Consider the following 22,168-nt stretch of genomic DNA (forward strand, 5'->3'; position numbering starts at 1 on the left):
CTTCATTTTGATAAATTTATTATACAATAAATTAATATAATAAGGGGTTTAAGATGGCCAAAATTTCTAAAAATGCCCAGAGAGGTGGATCTCAGGAATTATTAAGCAGATGGGGCGGAAAAATTATAATGAAGTCTAAATTTGAAAATGGTAAGATAAGGCATTATGCTGAATGTCAAGCATCAAAAAATACAGCAAGAAAGCCTAAAGATTTATTTTAAATTTAAAAATCTATTTTTTATTTAATTGATCTTCAAATTTTGACCAAGCTTCATCTTGTTCGCTTTTAGTATAGGTTTTATTCATGGGCTGAATCTGGGGAGAAGCTGTTTCATCTTTCTTAGTATGAAAGTTCCTAATTCTATCTCTCATCTCTTCTCTTTGTTTGCGCCTTTTTTCTAATTGCCTTTTCACTCTTTCATTTGGATCAAAAAGTCCAACTTGACTCTTAAACACAACTTTAGAATCTAACCTAGACAAAGCCTCTTTATAGCTTTGATGTTTACCTGTTAAGAATAACACAATTTTCCTTAATAAGGGTAAATCCTTATAAGCAGAATCTAAAAGACTAAATAAGTCAATCTTATAAATTTTATAAAGCGGTAAAAATGTATTACTATTCTTAAAATACTTTGAAGCCTCGGTTTTTATTACATCCTTAAGATTCATCTGAATATTTTGTATTTTAGAAACTCTTCTATAATGAGAGACAATAAAATCAAGAAATGCTACTTTATTTTTTAAACAATAACCATTTATATCATAATTAATAACAAATTCAATCAAAATTTTTTCAAGACCTTCTTCTGTCATAACAGCAGAATAATTTTTATCGTTATTCAAAATCTTTAAAAATTCTTTCCTCAACTTTTCCTTAACATCAATTAAAATTTGACTGAATTCTTTTAAAAACATAGAATAAGCACATGGTTTATATAAATACATACCACGCTTAATACTAAACACTTTAGGTAAAGAACCCTTAATACTAGATTGAAAAAAGTATTCATCGGCCAATTTTAAAAAATGATCAGGCTCGGATAATTCTTTAGAATATTCTTTAAGAATGTTTTTTAATTCTTCTATATTGACAAATTCTGGTTTAAATTCCATTTTTTTTTCAATCGATTTTAGAGTTTCATCAATTTTAATGTTTTCTAAATTTCTAAATTCTTCTAAATTCTTCTCATTAACAATATAAGTATTTAATATTTTTAAAAATGTAAAATAATTTTTAGAAATATTAATACCCTTCTTACTTAAAATCTCATCCTTGTTTTCTAAGATAGCTAAGAGAATATTATAAATAACTCCAATATTATTAATACTGTCATCTAAAATCCTATCATATTCACTAAGCTTTAAATTTTTAGCTCTAAGTAAAATATCTTTCACTATTCTGTTAGAAGCAACTTTAAATAAAACCCTCTTAATAAATTCAATAAAATATAAGCTCTTTCGAGAAGGAATTATCAAAGAATCCAACACAAATATCTTCTTAAATGAAATATTGTCTTGAAAATATTTAAAATTAATATCTGAATCTGCAAGATTAATAAATGACTTTTCAAAAGCTAACAAATCTTTATCTATATTATTAATTGTAAACAAAGTAGTAAAAAGTTCTATACCCACATAATGCTTTAAAAATAAATCTTCTATAGCATAATAATAAAAATCATAACTATTCTCATCTGTTATTACTATCTGGTAAGGTACCAATTCTCCAGTCGGAATTATCACCTGATTAATAATAATTCCTCTCTTAACTTCATAAAGTTTTCTAAATAAAAAATCTAATTCTCCTTTAAGACCACGAATTTTAACAGAATAATCTTCAACAAAACTAGCATAATCTATAATATTTTGATTACATTCCAAAATAATACCTAAAATCATTTTCTGAGTATCTGAGGAAATTCCTATTTGAGAAATTAAAATATCAACTTCCTTATCATTTAGATAAAAAATTTCAGGTAATTTTTTCATTTTATACGTTTGAGCCTCTCATATAAAAACAAAAATAATATGACATTATAATAATAACATTATTAAAATTAAAAAACACCAAATAAAAACGAATTATATAAAATATATAAAAATAAAAAAAGAATAGCAGGTCCTCTGCTAAAAGCTCCTTTAAATCTTACTATTAACAATAAAATTAAAGAAACAGCAAACATTATACTAAAGTCAACCAAATAAATATCACTCATAAGTACAGGACTTATAAAAGTACTAATAGATAAAATAAACCCTATATTAAATATATTACTTCCAATAATATTTCCAATGGCTATATCAGATTCCTTTTTAATCACTGCAAAAATAGAAACCACAATCTCTGGTATACTGGTTCCAAAGGCTACAACAATAATGCCAATAACTTTCTCACTAACATTAAAAATATTGTGTGCAACATATATTGAATTATCTATTAAAAGCTTTGAACCTAAATACAAACAATATATACTTAACAATAAAATAAAAATATTAACAAATAAAAACCTTAAACCATAATTACAATTCAAATCGTTTAAATCTTTTGTAATAAAATGATTTTTTTTTTCCTCTCGATAAAACAAAAACAGATATAATAAAAATATAATAAACATTATAAATGCACTGATTCTATAATAAGGCACCTTAAAAAAAGACCACGAATTAAAATCAAAAGACAAAAATAAAAGAAGAAACATCAATAAAAATAAAATTATAAAAGAAAATTTAAGTCTCTTAAAATCAGTTTCAATCCTTAAAAAAAGCCCTGTTAAAGGAAGTGCAAGAATAATATTAATGATATTACTACCAATAATATTAGAAACAATAATTTCATTGGCACCCTTAAACGATGCTATTAAACTTGTAAAAAGCTCTGGAGCACTAGTTGATAATGAAACTATTACAACACCAATTAAAAGACGGGGTACTTGAAAATAAGAAGCAATATTAACAGAACCCTTCAAAAGACAATTCCCACCAACATATAATAAAAATATGCCAAGTGCTATATAAAAAAAATAAAGCAATTCCAAAAAAATCTCCTACTAAAATAATATTTTTAAGAAAAATCTAAAAACTCACTTAGATTAGTTTTAATCATATAATAAATATTAGATGCATTCCATAAACTAAAGCCATTACCTAATGATTCCTTAATACCTTTCAACTGATGAGACAAATATTCTAAATAAACTTCCTTACTCACTCGACGCTCCTGACCAAGCAAAAAAGCTTGAACATAAGGCCTAATTATCACTCGACCAGAAGAAAATATAAAAGCTCTATTACTACCCTCTTTATAGATTTTATAAGCCCTAGTAGTATAATACAATTCATTCTTTAAAAAATCATTAGTATAATGGGAAGGATAAAACATGGGCGAAATGACATCAACATAATCTGAAATCATAGCAATATTTTGACCAATACTATTTGTAATGAACCATCCATTATTTCCGTAAATATCAACAGAAATAGGAATAGCAACACTTTTTCTAGCCATAATTAAAAAAGATTCAAGTGCATCAATTGCTTGCATATTATATTTATTAAATCTTGACGTTATAAGAGATACAGGACCATCTGTTGGAAATCTAATATAATCAAATTGAATTTCATCAACTCCAAGAGACTCAATTTCTTTTGCAATATGCAAATTATAATCCCATATATCTTTATTAAAGATATCTACCCAATATTCTTTTTGAACAAACTTAAAAGAACCATCACCATTGCTAACCCTTATAATGTTCCCCCAAGGTCGATTAGTCTTTTTATTCCAAAGAGCATATTCATAATTATTATGAGTATATAGCTTTGCATCCTTAAATACAACAACTCGGGCAATAACATATATTCCAAATTCCTTTGCCTTACTTAAGATATAAGGTACATCTAGTAAATTCTTAACAGCTTTTATCTTATTTGGAACATCTAATTTACTTGAATAGGTTAAAATACCACTATCATCTTTAAAATCAATTATAACAGCATTCATACCCAATCGCTTTATAAACTTAAATCTCTCTTCAACAGATTTTTTATTACTAAGAGTATAAGCTGTCAAATAAATAGAACCCTTATTAGAAGCAAGATTCATTCTTGCTGACTTTTTACCAAAATCTTCTTCATAAACAGAGAATTGATCATAAAATGCCCATTTTCCATCCACATAGGAATAAAAATGATTATCATAAGTTCTAAATAAAAGTTTTTCCTTTTTTTTATCTGACAAATCAATAATGCGAACTATCTGCTTATTAAAGGGAAAATTCAATTTTTTAATGACCCCTAACACTGTATTAATTAAAAGAATATCTCCATAAACTCCATAAGAACAATACAACTCATTTGTATTATTTTTTGCAAACTCTATCGCACTAATCACATCATAATAACCAGCACCTAAATACGTTTTAGAAATTAAAGAATTTAAACTTTTAAAATCTAAATTATCATTAACACTCAAATAAATGCCACTATTAGAAGTTCCAATAGCAATATACTTATTATCTCCTCTAGATAATGCACTTGATGTAATATAAGAATTTTTATTAAATTTTTCACTACCAACTAATTTAACAAAATTTTTAAAATAATTATTAGAAATATAAACAGAATCACTAGTTGTTAAAAGGGAATTTGAAGAATAAAAATCTTCATAAATAGAAGTTATTCTTTTAGGTACAGGTCTTACAAACGGATATATCCATCTGGTTTCCAAACCTTCAGGTTCAATCTTAAGTATTGCATTATTCTTCTTTTTATACAAAGCACCTTTGTGAACAAAAAATAAATCATTATTTTTAAAATATCTATCTTCATCTAATGAATGCAACCGAAAACATAAAAAAAAATAAGCAAATAACAAAAAAATTACATATAAAAACATTATACATGTATTAAGTCTCATAAAAATAAATTCCAACCTTTTTTAAAATAAATACTATTTTAACAAATTATTAAATTGACTATTAACTTCTTCCATAAAGTTTTGTAATATAACTTATCTTCTTGCTTAAATCATCGCTTAAATCATCATTAAATATTCTAAAGTTGTTAAAAATTATATCAGGCATATGCATCCTCAAATCAATATTAACATCAAGATAATCTTGCATAGGAATAATTACATTATCTGCAACACTAGCTATTGCAGATTTTATCATATCCCAAACAATAGCATCCTCACTAGTATTAAAATAATCAAAAATATATTTTTTATACTCAATGCCAATAGAATCAATAAATCCACGTATAGTATAACTATCACGAGTACCTGTATAAACAACACAATTTCTTACATAATTATGAGGAAGATATATATTTTTAGAATCAGAATCAAATGCCAATTGCATAACTTTGGTGCCAGGAAAATTAAAATAATCTCTTAATTTAAATGTATCTCCAAGATCTTCTCCAAGGTCCTCAACCCAAATTTTTAAATGACTCAACTTATTTTTTAGGACATGCTTAAAAAAATCTTTACCTGGACATTTGACCCATCGTCCACTAAATACTGAAGATTCTTTTACAGAAATCTCCCAAGTTGATACAAATCCCTTAAAATAATCCATTCTAATAATATCAACATATTTACTTAGAAAACTAATACGATTAATCCACCACTCATAACCATCTTTTTTTAAAGCTTTCCAATTATAAGCTGCATTTCCCCAAAGATATTCTTTCTTAGAAAAGCAGCCAGGAGGCATACCTGTTATCTTATCTTTACTTGCATCAAATTTTAACTTAAAATATTTCTGATAAGCCCAAACATCAGCAGAATCATAAGAAACAAAAATGGGCATATCACCTATTATTTTAATTCCAGCATTATTCGCATATTTTTTTAAAGATTTTAATTGTGAAAAAAAGAAATATTGTAAAACTTGTTGGAGCTGTATTTCAATCTCAAGATTTTCTCTCAGCCTAGCTAAAGCTTTAGTATCTCTTTTTAAAATTTCTCTACTAAATAAAAGATTGAAAGGATTTGGAGATTTAAATTTAGAATAATAATCCTTAAAAACAACAAAACTTGCAAAATCTAAAAGCCAATAAGCAGCAGATTTTTTAAACTTCTCAAAAGCATTCAACTCCTCAATTGTTGCTCTACACAAAAAATTAAGTGCAGCACTTCTTAAAACAATTTCTTTAGCCCTTAAATTATCATAATCAATATATCTACTCTTTAAACATTCAAGTGTGCTTAAATCCATATCAATAAATCTACTAATAGTATTTAAATCAATATAATTAATATTACCAGCAAATGCAGAACAACTTGGAAAAGGAGATCCTAAAAAATCAGGAGGTGAATAAGGCAATATTTGCCAATAACTTTGAGAAGAAGCGGCAAGAAAATCTATAAACTTATATGCTCCTTGACCTAAATCACCAATACCATATTTAGATGGTAAAGAACCAATATTTAGTAAAATTCCACTCTTTCTATTCATTTTTTATACCTCAAAATAATTAATTATTTAATTAATTAATTATTTAAAAAAATTATTAATATACAATTATTATAACTAAAATATATAATCACAATACATTATTCAAAATATTTAATAAAATATTTTGAATAAACAAAATCTTAATTATGATATAATTTATTAAATGAATACTAAAACTGTTTTATTACTATTTGTAGCAAACACTTTAGCATTTTCATCTGAAATATTAGAATTTAAATACACAAAAGGAACTAAATTTAGAATAGAAACTACAGATGATCAAACAATCTATCTAAATGGAATATTTAATTCAAAAAATAAAACCAATATCCAAATTTCAAGTGAAATAAAAGACGTAAAAAACAACTTTGCTGATATTAAATCTTATTTTAGAATATTAAAAAGAAATGAAGAGAGTGATGTTTTCCTACTAAAAGAAGAATTTGAAGGAAATTTTAGTATTAATAAACAAGGTGAATATAAAATTAATAGCAACCAAAAAAGACCCTCTGTTAGAGGTATTCCCAAATTTCCAAAAAAACCTATAGCCATAAATGAAACTTGGACCTATCCAGCAGAAGAATACGTTCAAGCATCTGAGATTTCAAAAGAAATAAAAGATTACGTTATAAAGTTTGATGTAAATTATACATATAAAGGAAAGGAAAAAATAGGTGACAAATATTATGATATAATCTACTCAAATTACGAGTCTAAATATAATGTGAAAAATACATTTTTTTCCCAAAAAGTTAACCAAATAATTCATTTTGATTCAAAATTAGGAAATATATATCAATACAAAGATAAATATGAATTTGAAATAGCAAATGAAAACAATAACATTAAAATGATTGGAAACTCATCTGGAAAAATAATCTCTATTGAATTGCCAAATGACAACTCAGTAGAAAACGAAATTAAAAAATATGTTAATGAAAATAAGATAAACTCTATTGAAATAGAAAAAAATGCAAATGGTATCAAATTAAGCTTAGATATCGAATTCTATCCTGATTCTTTTCAAATTATTAAAAAAGAATACAACAAACTAAACCACATAGCTAATTTATTAACAAAATTTAAAGATAATAACATTCTAATAGAAGGACATACGGCAGAATTTGGCACAGATCAAGACATGCAAGAACTGTCTGAAAAAAGAGCTCATTCAATTGGAAACTATTTATTAAAAACGAAAGTAAAAAACAAAAACCAAATATTTTTCAAAGGATGGGGTGCTAAAAAACCTAAGTATGCAAGCTCATCTCCCTTATCAGCACAAAACCGAAGAGTAGAAATTACAATTCTAAACAATTAAATATTAAACAGACCTTCTGATCTTTTTTTCCTTTTTGGTTTGACAATCTATACACAAAAATGCATAAGGAATAGCTTCAAGTCTCTCTCTTGCAATACCCTTATCACAAGCCAAACAATTACCATAAGTATTTTGTGAAATTCTATAAAGTGCCTGATTTATTAAATGTAACTTCTTCTTTTCTACAAAACTTAAAGCCTCAAGATTATTACCATCCATATTGTCAAATGCAATATCAATTATATCCTTTAAATGGATATCATTATTAATTATTTCTCTTTTGCTATTCTCAACAGATCTTATAGAATTTAATATTTCTTTTTTTGATTCTAAAAGAAAATTTTTCATCTTTTCAATAAATTCATGCTCAAAATTACTTTTCTGCATGATATTACCTCCCTATAATAAATTACAATTTTTAAAAAACTCCGTGTAATTATATAAACAAATCCCATATAATGTAAACTAGTACATTAATTTTTACAAAAAATTAATTGCAATGATACTCTTAATTGTGTACAATTTATTCTATTATTAAAAATAATAAGGAGACGTTTTGAACACTAAAGAAGAAGCTATTGAAACCGAAGGTATTGTAAAAGAATCTTTACCAAATACAATGTTTAGAGTGGAGCTTAAAAATGGGCACTTAGTTCTAGCTCACCTATCTGGTAAAATGAGAAAACATTTCATAAAAATAGTCCCTGGAGATAAAGTAAAGGTTGAACTATCACCTTATGATCTTACAAAGGGAAGAATAGTCTATAGAGAAAAATAACTTAAGTTCATATAAATCAAACTCAAATTTACTAAAGTATTAATTTATTTTATATTAAATTATCTTTAACAGAGACAACAAAGGTTTTATAAATCCATCCCTGAAGTCCATGATTTGTTTGAATAAGAACAAAGTCATCTTTTCTATTAAGAATATAAACACTTACATTGCCTTTCAAAAATTTCCAGCTCCTTGAGAAATTATCAGGAACTTTATAAAGAGAAACCAAATCACCTCTAATAATTCCAATTTCAGATTGTTGATCAACATAAAAGTAATATGTTTGAAATGAAGTCAAGCTTATGATAAATAAAAGCAAGGACAAAATAATTCTTTTTAAATTATTTTCACAAAATTTATAAGAAATAATCACCACCAAAATATTTATCAAAATTAAAGTAATAATAAAAAAAATATTAGAAAAAACAAAACTATTATTTCGAATATTCTCATTAATTCCATTTTTAGCTTCAAGAAAATCAATTACCTTGTAAAAGGTATCATTATTTGGTGATATAAAAAATGCTTTATAAGCCGAATAAATTGCATCAAAATATCTATCCACCTTGCTTAAAATAATAGCTCTATTTAACCACAATCCTGAGTAAGTCGAATTCTTTTTCAAAATATTGTCAATTTTATTAAGAGCAACACCATAATTTTTTGAATTATAATCTTCTATCAAATTACTTACGTTATCTTCTGATAAAGAACCATCGTTTATAGCATTAAGACTAACAGCAAATGTTAATATCAAAATAATCAATCCAAAACCCGATGCAATAAAGAATTTCTTGTACTTAATGCAAATAGTTAGAGAACATAACACTCCTGGTATTAAAATCAAATAACAAATAGGCACAAAAAATAAAAAAGTTTTATTCTTATGTTTTAAAATATCATGATATGAAAGCAAACTAAAATCAGAAAATAAATCTTTACTAAGAGTATTTCCCTTTTGAAAATCTCCATAATACTCATATTTAAGTCGTTTACCATTAAGTGTATAAATTTTTCCATTGTCAGGATCTAAATAAGTAAAATCATGAATATTAAGGAATAAATTACCCCTATTATCTGGATTGACAGTATATATCTTAGATATACTGCCCTTATATCCATCCTTTGAAGGCTTAAAATTATAATTTTTTTTCTTATAAATAACTTTAGCATTATAAGTTTCAACTTCTGGAAATCTAATGTAAGGCAGATTACCTTGACCTGTAATTTTTACTACAATAGTAAAAGTATCTTGATTAACTAAAGTTGAGCTAGGAAATTCATAGTCGATTTTAAAAGTTCCAATAGCTAAAGACTTTAGCTCATCAGGTATTGGTTTAATTTTTAGAAAAATCTCAGGACTCATACGTAGAATATCTTCGCCTATGTTAAAAGAAACACTAGGAATCACAATACCCTTTGAGCCTCTAATAGGAGTCAAGATAAAATTATAAAGAGGTAAATCCAAAATTTCTTTACTATTAAAAGTTCTATGCTTAATACTCTCAAATATAGGAGTTCGATCAACCATAGCATCTTTAACAACATTAAAAGAACTGTTAATAAACTTCAAATTACTATTTATAAGCCACTTAGAACGCAAAACAAGCCCAATGCTTTGATATTCATAAATTCCTTCTTTATCAAAATCCCAATATAATTTAACTGGTAAACCAAAAGAATGCATCTCATCTTCTTGTAAAATAGCCACTTCAAATTCTGAACTTAAATAAACTTCATCACGATAAGTTACTTTTAATGAAGGAATCTTAACAAAGCCTAATTTATCAAAATAATACTCAATCCTTACCTCTGTAATAAAACCATTTCCATCTGGAACCTTAGATATCAAAGTAACCTTGGCTTTATCTTTTATATCCTTATTTATTTCAATATTTAATAAATTTTTATCAATATCTTGAGGCAAATCTAATCTAATCACATGAATAACCTTAGAACCTTTGAGAACTTTAGTCGACACCAAATAATCATTACCAGACAAAGAGAAAATTTGAAAATTTATAAAAAACAAAATTAAAAATATTACCAATCTTCTTTTAAAGATAAAACTCGCTCTTCTGACCTCATTACCCATAAAACCCTCTCAAGATTCTCAACATATCTTAAAAAATTTTCATTGTTCTCAATAAAACCCTGATTTTTTTTAACATTTAAATTTCCTAAATTATCTAGAATAGTCCTTTTCTTAATTATGGCAAGTTCAAGATTATATTTAGCATTATAACTTGCAGGATTAATCCTTAAAGCTTCCTTAAATGCCATCTCAGCTTTCCTATAAAGACCTTGATTATAGTATATTACCCCCTCATTATAATTTATATTAAAATTCAAAAAAAAATCACTATCTCTTTTTGCATATGAAAACATACGAAGAGAGCTTTCATACTCTCCTAAAGAATAATATACAATAGCAAGATTATAATAACTCCAAGAAGAACTTTGTTCATCATCTGAAAGATTATAATAAATAGAAATTGCACCTTGATAGTCGCCCCTCATATACTTGTAATTACCAATGGCCATAAGCGACATAGCCTTAATACGAGAACAAGATAAAAAAGATGCAGAAATAACACCAATAATTAACAAAAAAACTAAAAAGTTTCGTCCCATCTAATGACCTTAACAAATACATACAATAATATAAATAAAAAAGAAAATACTAAAAAAATCTTGTATCTCAAAATACCAACAATCAAAATATCACTTGAACTTTTTTTCATTATATCATTCCTTATATCATCAATAACATAATTTATACCTTTAAGATATAAATTGTAATAAGAACCCTTAAGAGCAGCTGCAAGAAGATTCAAATTATCCTCATTAAGCATAGTCTTTACTGCATTGCCGTCTTTATCTTTAACAATCAAATTATCATCAATCAAGACAGATGGTATATTACTTCCAATTCCAACTACAAAGCTAGTAATATTACTCAAATCAATCAACTTAGAAAATCTATAATAATTATTCTCTCCCCATTCATCACCATCAGTTAAAATAATTAAAAAATTATAATAAGAATCATCTTTTATGCCCTGCAAAGCACTAAAAACTCCCTCACCCAAAAAACTTCCAGGAGAACTTATCAAACTAGGCTCAATATAACTTAATATTTTATTCAAACTAGCTTTACCCTTAGAAAAGGGTAATACTTGCAAGGATTTACCTTTAAAAACAGTAAGAGAATACTCAAAATTCTCAAAATTATTTAAAATTAAACTAATAAAATTTTTAGCACTCTCAAGTCTGTTAACCGATTTTCCTTCATCAAAAGTTAACATGCTACGCGAAATATCAAATACAAAAGATATTCTCACATCTGATCTCTTATCTTCAGTAGCTTTTTGTCCCCAAGAAATATCTAAAATAGCAACAATCAAAGAACCCAAACTTAACATAAAAAAGAATATCATAAGAATTTTTTTTATATAATAATTTTTAATATAAGCATTATTAATATACATGACACTTAAAGTCTTAAAAAATGGAACAACTTTTCTAAAATTATCAATATATGCAATGAGAAATAAAAACAAAATAATAAACAAGTAAAAAGCATAATAATTACCTATGCTCATAATACCTCTTTTAAAAAGACCTTAGACAAAACAAAATAAATGCTCAACAAACAAAATATTGCCAATAAAAATTCATTGTGAATATCATTATTATCAACAATAATTTTAAACTTTCGTTCTACACTTTCTTTCTTAGAAAAATCTTGAATTGCAAGTTTAAATGAAAAATCATCACCTATAGAATAAAAAAGCCCACCTGTTTTATTTGAAATCTCAAAAAGCATACTAGAATCATAAACCTCTTTTAAAGTTCCTCGATAAAATTTACCAGATCGCAATTTAAATTCAACATTAAGCTGTTCATTACTCCCAATTCCAACAGAGTAAATTTTAACATTTAATCCTTGAGCAAGGTTTATTACCTGGTCCTTATAAACTTCATCTGAATTAACTACACCATCTGTTAAAACAATTACCGATTTTTTAGGAGCTTCAGAATGTTTCAAATGAGAAAGAGCAATAGAAATCCCAAGTCCCAAAGCAGAACCATTCCCAAGATCCATAATATAAATATCATCCAACCTCTTAGAAAAAAAATCTCTATCAACTGTCAGTGGAACTATTAAGGAAGCTTCTTTTGCAAAAGCTACTAAAGCAATATTATCATTCTCTCTTTGAGAAACAAAATATTTAATTAATTCTTTGACAAATTCAAGTCTATTTTTAGATGAAAATTCAACAGCTCCCATACTAGGAGATATATCTAGCACAATAACAATATCAGCACCACTACTAAGATAGGTTTTTTTTTTCTTTGAGACAGAAGGACCCGCTAAAGTTAAGATCATCAATGTTATTGCTAAATATAATAAGAAATAAGTTACAAAATATAAAAAATTCAAACCATAATCTCTTAACTTTATAGAACCAAAATTTCCATAAATAGATACTGGAAATTTAACTTTTCCTCCCCTACTACCAAAAAAATGACTAAAATAAATCAATAATGGAAGAATCACAAGTAAAAATAAATAGAAAGGTTCATTAAATGTTAACATTACCACCTCTAATAAATTCATCAAAATTAAAAACTGCTTTCTTTAAATCTTCTAAAATAAGTGATAGATTCCCACCAGACAAATTAATTCCACTAAACTTGCTAAAATCAGCAAGTCTAAGCACATTAATAAAAATTGAACAAATTTCATAAGGAACACTAAGACTGTGCAAAATTTCAGAAATTTCTGTAGTGGTAATTGCATTAAAATTAAAACCTGTTTTTTTAGACAAATAAACTCGTAAAGAAGAATTTAATAAATTATAAAAAACAGCTTGATCTTCATTATTTTTAACATGATTAAATAAAACCATTAACTGCTTATGAAAAACTCTATAAGGCTTTCTCAGGCTATGCCTCATTACTAAAAATACTAATAGCTGTTTTATAAAACTTAAAAATTTAATAAATAAATAAGGAACTAATACAAAAGCTAAAAGAAAAAGAATAAAATAAGTACTAGTGCCTGGGAGAAAAAGTACTCCTTCTATATCTTGAATCTTAAGAGAATTATCATCAGAAACTAGTTTACTAGTATTTATTTTTATATTATTAAGAATAATTTTAAACAATTTGTCACCACTAACAACATTACCAGCATAGATACGCGGAAGAGTGTTACTACCAACATAAAATGAAACAAAATTTATTATCAATTCTTTACTATCAGATCTGTAAACAAGCGATTTAACCTCAACAAACTCATTTTTAATTTCTTCAAACTCAACAGGAATAAATTCTTCATCTTCACTAAGAACTAACGTAAATTTAAGTTCAACAGCATCTCCAACATAATAACGGGTTGGAACAAATATTTCACTTCCTAGCTCATAAGAAAATAAGTTAAAAGAAAAAAGCAATGCAAAAAGAACAATAACAATTGTATGTCTCAAATACCATTCTCCTTTTTCAAAAGAGCTTTCAATTTTCTAAAAACATCATCTTTTGTATTAATTTCTATAAAATTAATATCTCTTTTTATACATTCTTTCCTCCATTTTATCTTATCTAGTGTCCAATAATTTTTATAACTATTTAATATCGACTTACTAAGTCCTGAAATTAAAAAATCTTCACGAGTTTCAATATCTTCATAAGCTAAAAATCCATACTGAGGAAGATTTTCATCAAAGAAATCTGTAAGCCTTATTGCAATAATATTATGACGTTTACTAAGAACAGTCAAAGATTTAAAATAATCACTAGCTTTAAAATCTGAAATAATAATAATCAAAGATCTTTTTTTATAATATTCAGCTGTATTTTTAAACACATAAGTTAAATTACTGCCTCTTTTAAGTCTTCTATTTATTGTTTCATTTAAAATTAATCCTAAATGTGAATGTCCCTTTCTAGATGAAATAAACTTATCCGTTTCACTTGAAAAAAAAGTTATTCCTATTTTATCATTATTAAAAAATGCCATATGAGCAAAAATAGAAACTAACAAATCTTGAATTTCTTTTTTACTAGTCAAGCATCCCAGACTCATTGAAAGAGAATTATCAACAAGCAGATGAAGATTCATGCCCTTATCTTCTCTAAAAACTTTGGAAAATATACTATCAGTCTTCGAGCTAACGTTCCAATCAATCAACCTAGCATCGTCTGTCTCTTCATATGGTCTAAACTCATGAAATTCAAGGCCAAGGCCCTTAAAAATAGAACGATATCCACCAAAATTAAGCTCCAATAGCATTTTTCTTGAGAAGAACTTTAAAGCTTTTATTTTAGTTTTAGTGCTAGTAGTTGATTCATTACTATATTGCATACTAAATTTTAACCTTTAAGGAAGAGCCACAGCTGAGAGGAGTATTTTAATAATATCATCAGTATTCATTTCTTCAACTTCTGCCTCATAAGATGGAATAATTCTATGTCTTAAAACATTATAAGCTACAGCCTTAACATCCTCAGGAAGAACAAACAATCTACCCTCATAAAGAGCATTAACACGAGCACATTTAAGTAAACTAAGTGATGCCCTAGGAGACGCCCCAAATTCAATATACTTAGTAAATGGATAAGTTTTTTTGTCACTTTCACGAGAAGCTGCTATTAAAGTAACAATATAAAGCATTATTTTATCATCTACCTTAACCTTGCCAACTATACGCTTTAGATCTATTAAAGAATAAGTATTCATTACTTTTGCAACTTTAATATTCTCAAGCCCACCATCAACTGAAAATATCTTAAGAAGCTTAATTTCATCCTGAATAGAAGGATATTTCACGTTCACCTTCAATAAAAATCTATCAAGTTGAGCCTCTGGCAAATTATAAGTTCCCTCTTGTTCAATTGGATTTTGTGTTGCAAGCACAAAAAATGGCTCTGGCAACTTATGGGTTTCATCACCAAGTGTTACTTGACGCTCACTCATCGCCTCAAGAAGTGCTGATTGAACCTTTGCAGGCGCTCTATTAATTTCATCCGCCAAGACAATATTTGAAAATACAGGTCCTTTCCTAACTTTAAAAGTTCCTGTTGTACTCTTATATACCATATTACCTGTAAGATCAGAAGGCAAAAGGTCTGGAGTAAACTGCACTCTTTTAAATCCAAGATCAAGCACATCTGAAACCGTCTGAATTGTCAATGTTTTTGCAAGTCCTGGTACACCTTCAAGCAAGACATGACCTTCAGTCAAAATTCCCATCAAAATAGCATCAATCATTTCTTTTTGTCCAAGAATCCTACTTGAAACTTCTCTTCTAAATTTATTAATTAAACTTAACGCATTCTCTACTTCAGAATCTATTTGAAAACTACTTTTCATACCGCTCCTATTGTACTAAATTTTTTTTATCAAAAACATTAAAAATAAAATATAAACAATCAAATATAAACATAAAATCACTACTTAATAAAGAAAAAAATTCTATCTTTAGCTTTATCTATTACTGATCATTTTTCTATTTTGTCAAAAAGATTTAGACACTATCAATATAAGCCATAATCAAACCTTAGAACCCTAAAAATATCTGTTTATATTTCTTATACTACTTATAATAAATTTATTTTTTTATGAACTTATCAATGCTTGATATAAATAAAAGACTTCTATCTCTCCCTCAAAAACTTTTCAAAACAAAGTTTAAAATAATTCATCACAAGGCCACACTGGGTACTACCCTACTTTTAGGACTTGACAAATATATAAGCAAAACTTGAATATCTGTATTTCTAATGCCTGAGATTCTACTTGCCTGAGCAAGATTTGCTGGCTGAATTTTAGTAAATTTTTCCCTTGCCTCTCTAGAAAGACCATCAATTTCATAATTGAAATCAAGAGGCAATTTAATAAGCTCGAGGTTATTCATTTTACTAATCAAATCTCTTTGCCTATTAATATAGCCTTCATACTTAATATCTAACTCAACCTGTTCAAGAATCACTTGGGAAGCACTTAATTTAGAATCTATATTAATAAGATCGCTTAAATTAATATTGGGGTCCTTTACAATATGATAAAAATCCTTATTAACATGTCTTTTTAATTGCAAGGTAGTAGCTTCCTTCTCTTTAAGACGCCTTTTACGCAAAAGTTCCTTTATTTCTTCTACTTTTTTCTCTTTGAAAAAATATCTAGAATATTTTTCTTCACTAACCAGTCCAACCTCATACCCCCACTTAATCAACCTCTTATCACTAGTATCATGTCGCAAATTAAGCCTATGTTCAGCCCTTGAGGTAAACATTCTATAAGGTTCTTTAGTCCCTTTAGTAACAAGATCATCTATAAGCACTCCAATATAAGAACTTGTCCTTGGAAGTATCATTGGAGGTTTTTCCTGCAATTTAAGTGCTGCATTAATTCCAGCCATTAACCCTTGTGCTGCTGCTTCCTCATATCCTGATGAACCATTAGTTTGACCTGCTACAAAGAGTCCCTCAACTCTTTTAGTTTCAAGGCTTGCATAAAGTTCAATAGGATTTATATAATCATACTCAACAGCATATCCAGGTCTTGTAATAACTGCATTTTCAAGTCCATCAATGCTATGGATTAATTGTTTTTGAACATCCTCAGGCAAAGAAGAACTCAAACCATTAAGATACATTTCTTCAGTACTTAATCCTTCAGGTTCAATAAATATTTGATGTCTATCTTTATCTTTGAATTTTACTATCTTATCTTCAATTGAAGGACAATATCTTGGACCATTCCCAACAATTTCACCAGAATAAAGAGGAGATAGATGCATATTATCACTAATTATTTCATGAGTTTTTTTATTGGTATAAGTAATATAACAAGAGAGTTGCGATTTTTCTAGCTTAGTATTTGAAAAGGAAAAAGGAATGATATCAGAATCACCAAATTGAATCTCTGTTTTTGCAAAATTTATACTCTTCCTATGCACTCTAGCAGGAGTACCTGTTTTAAGTCTGCCCATCTCAAAACCAAGTTCAAGTAAAATCTTTTCAAGACCATAAACAGCAGGCTCAGAAATACGACCCATACAAGCCTTATATTTACCAATAAATATTTTACCTCTAAGAAAAGTCCCAGTTGTAAGCACTACAACACGAGATGTAAATTTATTACCCCGCTCTGTCACAACGCCTTGAATTCTATTCTTAATAGAATTAAGCAAAAAGTCACAAACGGTATCTTGAAAGAGATCAAGATTATCCTGTTTTTCTAATGTTTCTTTTGCCTTAACTTGATATACCAATTTATCAGCTTGTGCACGCGGTGCCTGAACAGCAGGCCCTCTACTTTTATTTAAAATTCTAAATTGAATCATACTAAAGTCAATAAGGCAACCCATTTCTCCTCCAAGAGCATCGATTTCACGTACCATATTGCCCTTAGCAAGCCCACCAATAGCTGGATTACAAGAAAGTTTACCAATTGTATCTAAATTTTGAGTAATTAAGAGTGTTTTAAAATTTAATCTTGAGAGGGCAAGGGATGCCTCTATACCAGCATGTCCCCCTCCAATCACAATAGCATCAAAATCCATATGCCTATTACCTATTTCCCTAAACAAAAACTCTTGAACATATTATTAAGCACATCCTCATTTGTAACCTCACCTGTTATTTCACCTAATAGGTTAAGAATTTCATAAGCATCAAATGCTAACATATCATAGCTTACATGATGTTCTATTTTATGTAATAAATTAATAATTAAATTATAAGCTTTCTTTAAAAGTTCTACCTGACGACTTGATGAGACAACTACATCATAAGCATTAATATCAACATAATCACAACACGCTAATGATTTGATCTTATCATAAAGAGAATCTATACCAAACAAAGTTTTTGTACTAATTTTTACTAAATTTGACGAACTTATATTACTTGAATTAAAAAATTTAACTGTCCTATCATTCTGTTGTAAATCTATTTTATTTAAAACAAAAAGAACGTTAGAATGTCCTTTATAAGAATCAATAAATTTTAAATCATCACCTGTTAATTTGACACTCAAATCAATAACATAAAGAATTATAGATGCTTCTTTGATCAAAGCATTACTTCTAACTATACCCAACTGTTCAACAAAATCATTAGTCTCGCGCAATCCTGCAGTATCAAAAACATTAAATAAAATACTATCAAGTTCAAAACTTGCTTGAATATAATCTCTTGTAGTACCAGCATAAGACGAAACTATGGCTCTATCTTCTTTTAATAGCAAATTAAAAAGAGAAGATTTACCAACATTAACAGATCCTGCCAAAACTAATGTAATTCCATGATCCATGTTTTTTGTAATTTCATAAGAATCTATTAACCTCTTAAGTTCATCTCTATTTCTTGAAATAACCTCAAAAGGAACAGAAACTTCATTTTCATCAGTTTCATAATCAAGATAAACACTAAGTGATGAGAGAAAATTTAAAATATCTTTTTTAATCAAGTCTATTTTAGAAAACAAAGAACCTGAAAGCTTATTAACAGCAAGAGCATGGGTCTTATTAGTTTTAGCAGCAATTAACTCATTAACTGCCTCTGCCTTAGTAAGATCAATTTTGCCAGCCAAAAAAGCACGAAGCATAAATTCACCAGGCTCAGCCATTCTAAATCCCACTTTTAAAAAACAATCTATAATTTTTCTTATGCCAATAAGAGAACCATGAGCCATAACTTCTATTGAATCTTGACCTGTAAAACTTTTTGGAGCTTTATAAAGGCACACAACAACTTCATCCAAGTTATCACCAGTTTTTTTATTTACTATATATCCATAGTGAATTGTATGGCCAGACGCTTCAATAAGACGCTTGGGATCTGAAAATATTTTAGAAAATCTTTCAATTGAAGAAATTCCACTACTACGAATCACACATAATGCACTACTAAGAAAAGGTGTCGCAAGCGCAACAATATCGTCTTCTCTTGAAAAAAAATTACTCATAAACTATGCAAAATTATAGCATAGCATAAACAAGTATTAAGCAAAAAATTATCTTATCTAACATCAAAAATCCTAAACTCAAATTAAAATTACTCAAGCAATAATTGTTAATGACACATATAAATTATTGTTTGCTATATCTAAAATCCTACTAACTATTATCACATAAGATAAATGACCTAAATTTGTAAATATTAAAAATTTAACTTATAATTTAATTTATAAAAATGAAGATCAAATTAGAAACAGAACTTAAAAACACTCTACAAAAAGAAGTTCTTTTAATAGAAAAAATATATGATATGCATATAACAATAAAAAAACATATTGATGAAAAGAATGAACTGATGCTTCAAGAAGACATTGAGAAAACAAGCATCTATCTTAATAAATTTAAAGATATAGAGCAAAAGCGAGATGAAGTTTGGAAAAAATTTACAGAAAATAAAAAATTTGCATCAACTTACATGGCTATAGAAACACTGTGCTTGGTTTATAAAAAAGAAATATATAATTATTTTCATAGATTGAGAATAGGAATATTGAATATTAAAAACTTAACTAACTTAATATCAAGCTATGCCATAACATCCCTTGATATTTTAGACCTAATATTTAAGGATGCTCAAGAAAGTGTAGATAATATCACTTATAAAAATCCCTATGGGCCAAAAAGTGGAAACTTAAATGAAGCATCCGTTTTAATAAATAAAAAACTTTAACTACTTTAAGGAGTTTAAAATGGATTCAACATTCTCAGGAATAGAACTTGGCAAGAAAAGCTTAATTGCACACAAAGATGCTATGAACACAGTTGGACATAATCTAGCTAATACATCAAAACCTGGATATTCAAGACAAAGGGTTATAATGAAAACTGAAATGCCAATTTACGCTCCTCAATTAAATAGAGCAAACAAAGCCGGTCAACTAGGTCAAGGAATCATGGTTCAATCCATAGAACGAGTAAGAGATGACTTGCTTGATACAAGAATCGCTGAAGAATCACACCATCTAGGCTATTGGAACTCAAAAGATAAATTTATTTCTTTAATTGAAAATGTATATAATGAACCAGAAGAACAATCTATTAGAAAAATATTAAATGATTTTTGGAAAAGTTGGCAAGATCTATCAAAACAGCCCCAAGGATTGGCTGAAAGAAACATTATATTAGAACGCGGGAAATCTTTTGCAGAAATGGTAAGAAACAGATTTCACTCTCTTGAGAGAATATACACAATGGCAAACGATGAAGTAAAAATTACCACAGAAGAAATAAATAACTATATTAGAAATATAGGCAATCTCAATAAGCAAATCTTAAAAGCAATTGCAATGAAAGACCAACCAAATGACTTAATGGATGAAAGAGATTTAATAGTTGACAAGCTAAGCAATTTAATTTCCATCTCAATAGAAAATAAACGAGATCCTAATGAATTTTTAATTCACGTAAATGGAAAACACCTTGTACAAGGTACAATTGCAAATGAACTTGTCCTAGAAGCAGCCAATGGACCTACAAAAACCAAATGGAATGTTTTATGGAACAATAGAGAACCAATGAATACCAATACAGGGAAATTAGGAGCTCTCATTGAAGTAAGAGATAATGAAATTAAAAATGAAATTAAAGAAATAAACGATATGGCAATTAATATTATAGAGCTTATAAATGAAACTCATGTATCAGGATACGGTCTTGACAAACAAAATGGAAGAATATTTTTCGATCAAGAATATAAGTTAACTGACGAGCTTGGACGATATGACAGCAATGGAGACGGTCAATTTGATTCTGTTCAAATATTCAAAATCAGCAGCAGCAATGAAATTTTTCCAGAAGAAAAGTTAGGATTATCAGGAATACTAAGATTTCAAGAAGTCAATAAAAATGATTTTATAGAAATACCTTACCTAACAACAGATACTGTTCAAGACATAATAAATAAAATAAATAACTCAAATGCACAAATTACTGCAAGAATTAATTCAGAAAGAAAACTTGAAATCAAGGCAATCCAAGAAGAAGAATTAGGTGTTAATACATTTAGAATTAAACATATGGAAGATTCTGGGTTATTTTTAACAACTTACACAGGAATTTTAAATACATCAGGTGTTCAGGGTGCTTATAATTACAAAGACATTAATACCACTAACAAACTAACAAACACATCTAGATACTCAATATCTCCTTTAAAAAATCCAGCTGCATGGCTTAAAGTAGCTAAAGCAATTCAAGAAGATCCATCCAAAATAGTATCAGGAATTAGAAATCCAACAAATAACACCCCTACTGGCAACAACGAAGCAGCATTACATATTGCTTCTTTTGCATACTCACAAATCATGATTGGAAAAAATCAAACATTAAGTGACTACTTTGTAAATACAGCCTCTAATGTTGCAATAAAAGGACAAATAGCAGAAATTACAAAAAATAGTCAAGAACAAATACTTAAAGATTTAACTGATTTAAGACTATCAATATCTGGTGTAAATAAAGATGAAGAATTAGCAAACATGATAGAATTTCAACAATCATTTATTGCTGCAAGTAAATTCATTACTATTTCATCAGAATTAATAGACACAATAATAAATAAAATGGGAGTATAATA

At 27.5% G+C, this 22,168-nt stretch carries 19 protein-coding genes; 5 read left to right on the plus strand and 14 right to left on the minus strand.

The genetic code is table 11. From position 1 onward, the window contains the following. Positions 1-53: 53 nt before the first annotated feature. Complete coding sequence (locus K5563_RS00805; protein WP_221037121.1) at positions 54-221, plus strand: hypothetical protein; 168 nt, start codon at positions 54-56, stop codon at positions 219-221. Between the two features lie 10 nt (positions 222-231). Here K5563_RS00805 and K5563_RS00810 read toward each other — a convergent pair whose 3' ends face one another. The 4 genes from K5563_RS00810 to malQ all read right to left on the minus strand — a co-directional run bounded on the left by K5563_RS00810 (position 232) and on the right by malQ (position 6,461). Next, positions 232-1,989, minus strand: coding sequence for a hypothetical protein (locus K5563_RS00810; RefSeq protein ID WP_221037122.1), 1,758 nt, complete (start codon positions 1,987-1,989; stop codon positions 232-234). Between the two features lie 68 nt (positions 1,990-2,057). Continuing rightward, complete coding sequence (locus K5563_RS00815) at positions 2,058-3,035, minus strand: calcium/sodium antiporter (RefSeq protein WP_221037123.1); 978 nt, start codon at positions 3,033-3,035, stop codon at positions 2,058-2,060. A 26-nt stretch (positions 3,036-3,061) separates the two neighbouring features. Beyond that, positions 3,062-4,894, minus strand: coding sequence for a putative glycoside hydrolase (locus K5563_RS00820; protein WP_255571067.1), 1,833 nt, complete (start codon positions 4,892-4,894; stop codon positions 3,062-3,064). Positions 4,895-4,976: 82 nt separating this feature from the next. Then, complete coding sequence (gene malQ, locus K5563_RS00825) at positions 4,977-6,461, minus strand: 4-alpha-glucanotransferase (protein ID WP_221037125.1); 1,485 nt, start codon at positions 6,459-6,461, stop codon at positions 4,977-4,979. Positions 6,462-6,624: 163 nt separating this feature from the next. Between malQ and K5563_RS00830 the strand changes: the two genes are divergently transcribed. Next, the gene (locus K5563_RS00830; RefSeq protein ID WP_221037126.1) at positions 6,625-7,782 is read left to right on the plus strand and encodes an OmpA family protein; all 1,158 of its coding nucleotides are present in this window, start codon (positions 6,625-6,627) and stop codon (positions 7,780-7,782) included. Positions 7,783-7,785: 3 nt separating this feature from the next. Here K5563_RS00830 and K5563_RS00835 read toward each other — a convergent pair whose 3' ends face one another. Beyond that, positions 7,786-8,169: a TraR/DksA family transcriptional regulator gene (locus K5563_RS00835; RefSeq protein ID WP_221037127.1), complete on the minus strand. Its 384-nt coding sequence runs from the start codon at positions 8,167-8,169 to the stop codon at positions 7,786-7,788. A gap of 169 nt (positions 8,170-8,338) precedes the next feature. On the opposite strand from K5563_RS00835, the gene infA reads away from it, so the two are divergent. After that, positions 8,339-8,560: a translation initiation factor IF-1 gene (gene infA, locus K5563_RS00840; RefSeq protein WP_012537936.1), complete on the plus strand. Its 222-nt coding sequence runs from the start codon at positions 8,339-8,341 to the stop codon at positions 8,558-8,560. Between the two features lie 49 nt (positions 8,561-8,609). Here infA and K5563_RS00845 read toward each other — a convergent pair whose 3' ends face one another. The 9 genes from K5563_RS00845 to mnmE all read right to left on the minus strand — a co-directional run bounded on the left by K5563_RS00845 (position 8,610) and on the right by mnmE (position 19,541). After that, the gene (locus K5563_RS00845; protein ID WP_255571068.1) at positions 8,610-10,655 is read right to left on the minus strand and encodes an SH3 domain-containing protein; all 2,046 of its coding nucleotides are present in this window, start codon (positions 10,653-10,655) and stop codon (positions 8,610-8,612) included. Then, positions 10,604-11,194, minus strand: a complete 591-nt coding sequence (locus K5563_RS00850; protein WP_221037128.1) for a tetratricopeptide repeat protein — start codon at positions 11,192-11,194, stop codon at positions 10,604-10,606. Before K5563_RS00850 ends, K5563_RS00845 begins: the two co-directional genes overlap by 52 nt. After that, on the minus strand, positions 11,176-12,165 hold the full coding sequence (locus K5563_RS00855) for a VWA domain-containing protein (RefSeq protein ID WP_221037129.1): 990 nt from the start codon (positions 12,163-12,165) through the stop codon (positions 11,176-11,178). The genes K5563_RS00850 and K5563_RS00855 overlap by 19 nt, the downstream gene beginning before the upstream one ends. After that, a complete protein-coding gene (locus K5563_RS00860; RefSeq protein ID WP_221037130.1) occupies positions 12,162-13,163 on the minus strand; it encodes a VWA domain-containing protein in 1,002 nt (333 codons plus the stop codon). Before K5563_RS00860 ends, K5563_RS00855 begins: the two co-directional genes overlap by 4 nt. Next, complete coding sequence (locus K5563_RS00865) at positions 13,150-14,055, minus strand: hypothetical protein (RefSeq protein ID WP_221037131.1); 906 nt, start codon at positions 14,053-14,055, stop codon at positions 13,150-13,152. Before K5563_RS00865 ends, K5563_RS00860 begins: the two co-directional genes overlap by 14 nt. Then, a complete protein-coding gene (locus K5563_RS00870) occupies positions 14,052-14,933 on the minus strand; it encodes a DUF58 domain-containing protein (RefSeq protein WP_221037132.1) in 882 nt (293 codons plus the stop codon). Before K5563_RS00870 ends, K5563_RS00865 begins: the two co-directional genes overlap by 4 nt. 15 nt (positions 14,934-14,948) lie before the next feature. Next, the gene (locus tag K5563_RS00875; RefSeq protein WP_221037133.1) at positions 14,949-15,941 is read right to left on the minus strand and encodes a MoxR family ATPase; all 993 of its coding nucleotides are present in this window, start codon (positions 15,939-15,941) and stop codon (positions 14,949-14,951) included. Between the two features lie 331 nt (positions 15,942-16,272). Next, on the minus strand, positions 16,273-18,135 hold the full coding sequence (gene mnmG / locus K5563_RS00880) for a tRNA uridine-5-carboxymethylaminomethyl(34) synthesis enzyme MnmG (RefSeq protein WP_221037737.1): 1,863 nt from the start codon (positions 18,133-18,135) through the stop codon (positions 16,273-16,275). A gap of 11 nt (positions 18,136-18,146) precedes the next feature. Next, positions 18,147-19,541 (minus strand): tRNA uridine-5-carboxymethylaminomethyl(34) synthesis GTPase MnmE, encoded by a 1,395-nt coding sequence (gene mnmE / locus K5563_RS00885; RefSeq protein WP_221037134.1) that lies wholly within the window; start codon positions 19,539-19,541, stop codon positions 18,147-18,149. 227 nt (positions 19,542-19,768) lie between these two features. Here mnmE and K5563_RS00890 point away from each other — a divergent pair, with 227 nt between their 5' ends. Together K5563_RS00890 and flgK are read left to right on the plus strand one after the other, a co-directional pair. Next, the gene (locus K5563_RS00890) at positions 19,769-20,263 is read left to right on the plus strand and encodes a flagellar protein FlbF (protein ID WP_221037135.1); all 495 of its coding nucleotides are present in this window, start codon (positions 19,769-19,771) and stop codon (positions 20,261-20,263) included. Positions 20,264-20,282: 19 nt separating this feature from the next. Next, positions 20,283-22,166, plus strand: coding sequence for a flagellar hook-associated protein FlgK (gene flgK, locus K5563_RS00895; RefSeq protein WP_221037136.1), 1,884 nt, complete (start codon positions 20,283-20,285; stop codon positions 22,164-22,166). Positions 22,167-22,168: the final 2 nt, after the last annotated feature.

It is taken from the genome of Borrelia sp. HM, from assembly GCF_019669085.1.
In the GTDB taxonomy this organism is placed as follows: Bacteria; Spirochaetota; Spirochaetia; order Borreliales; family Borreliaceae; genus Borrelia.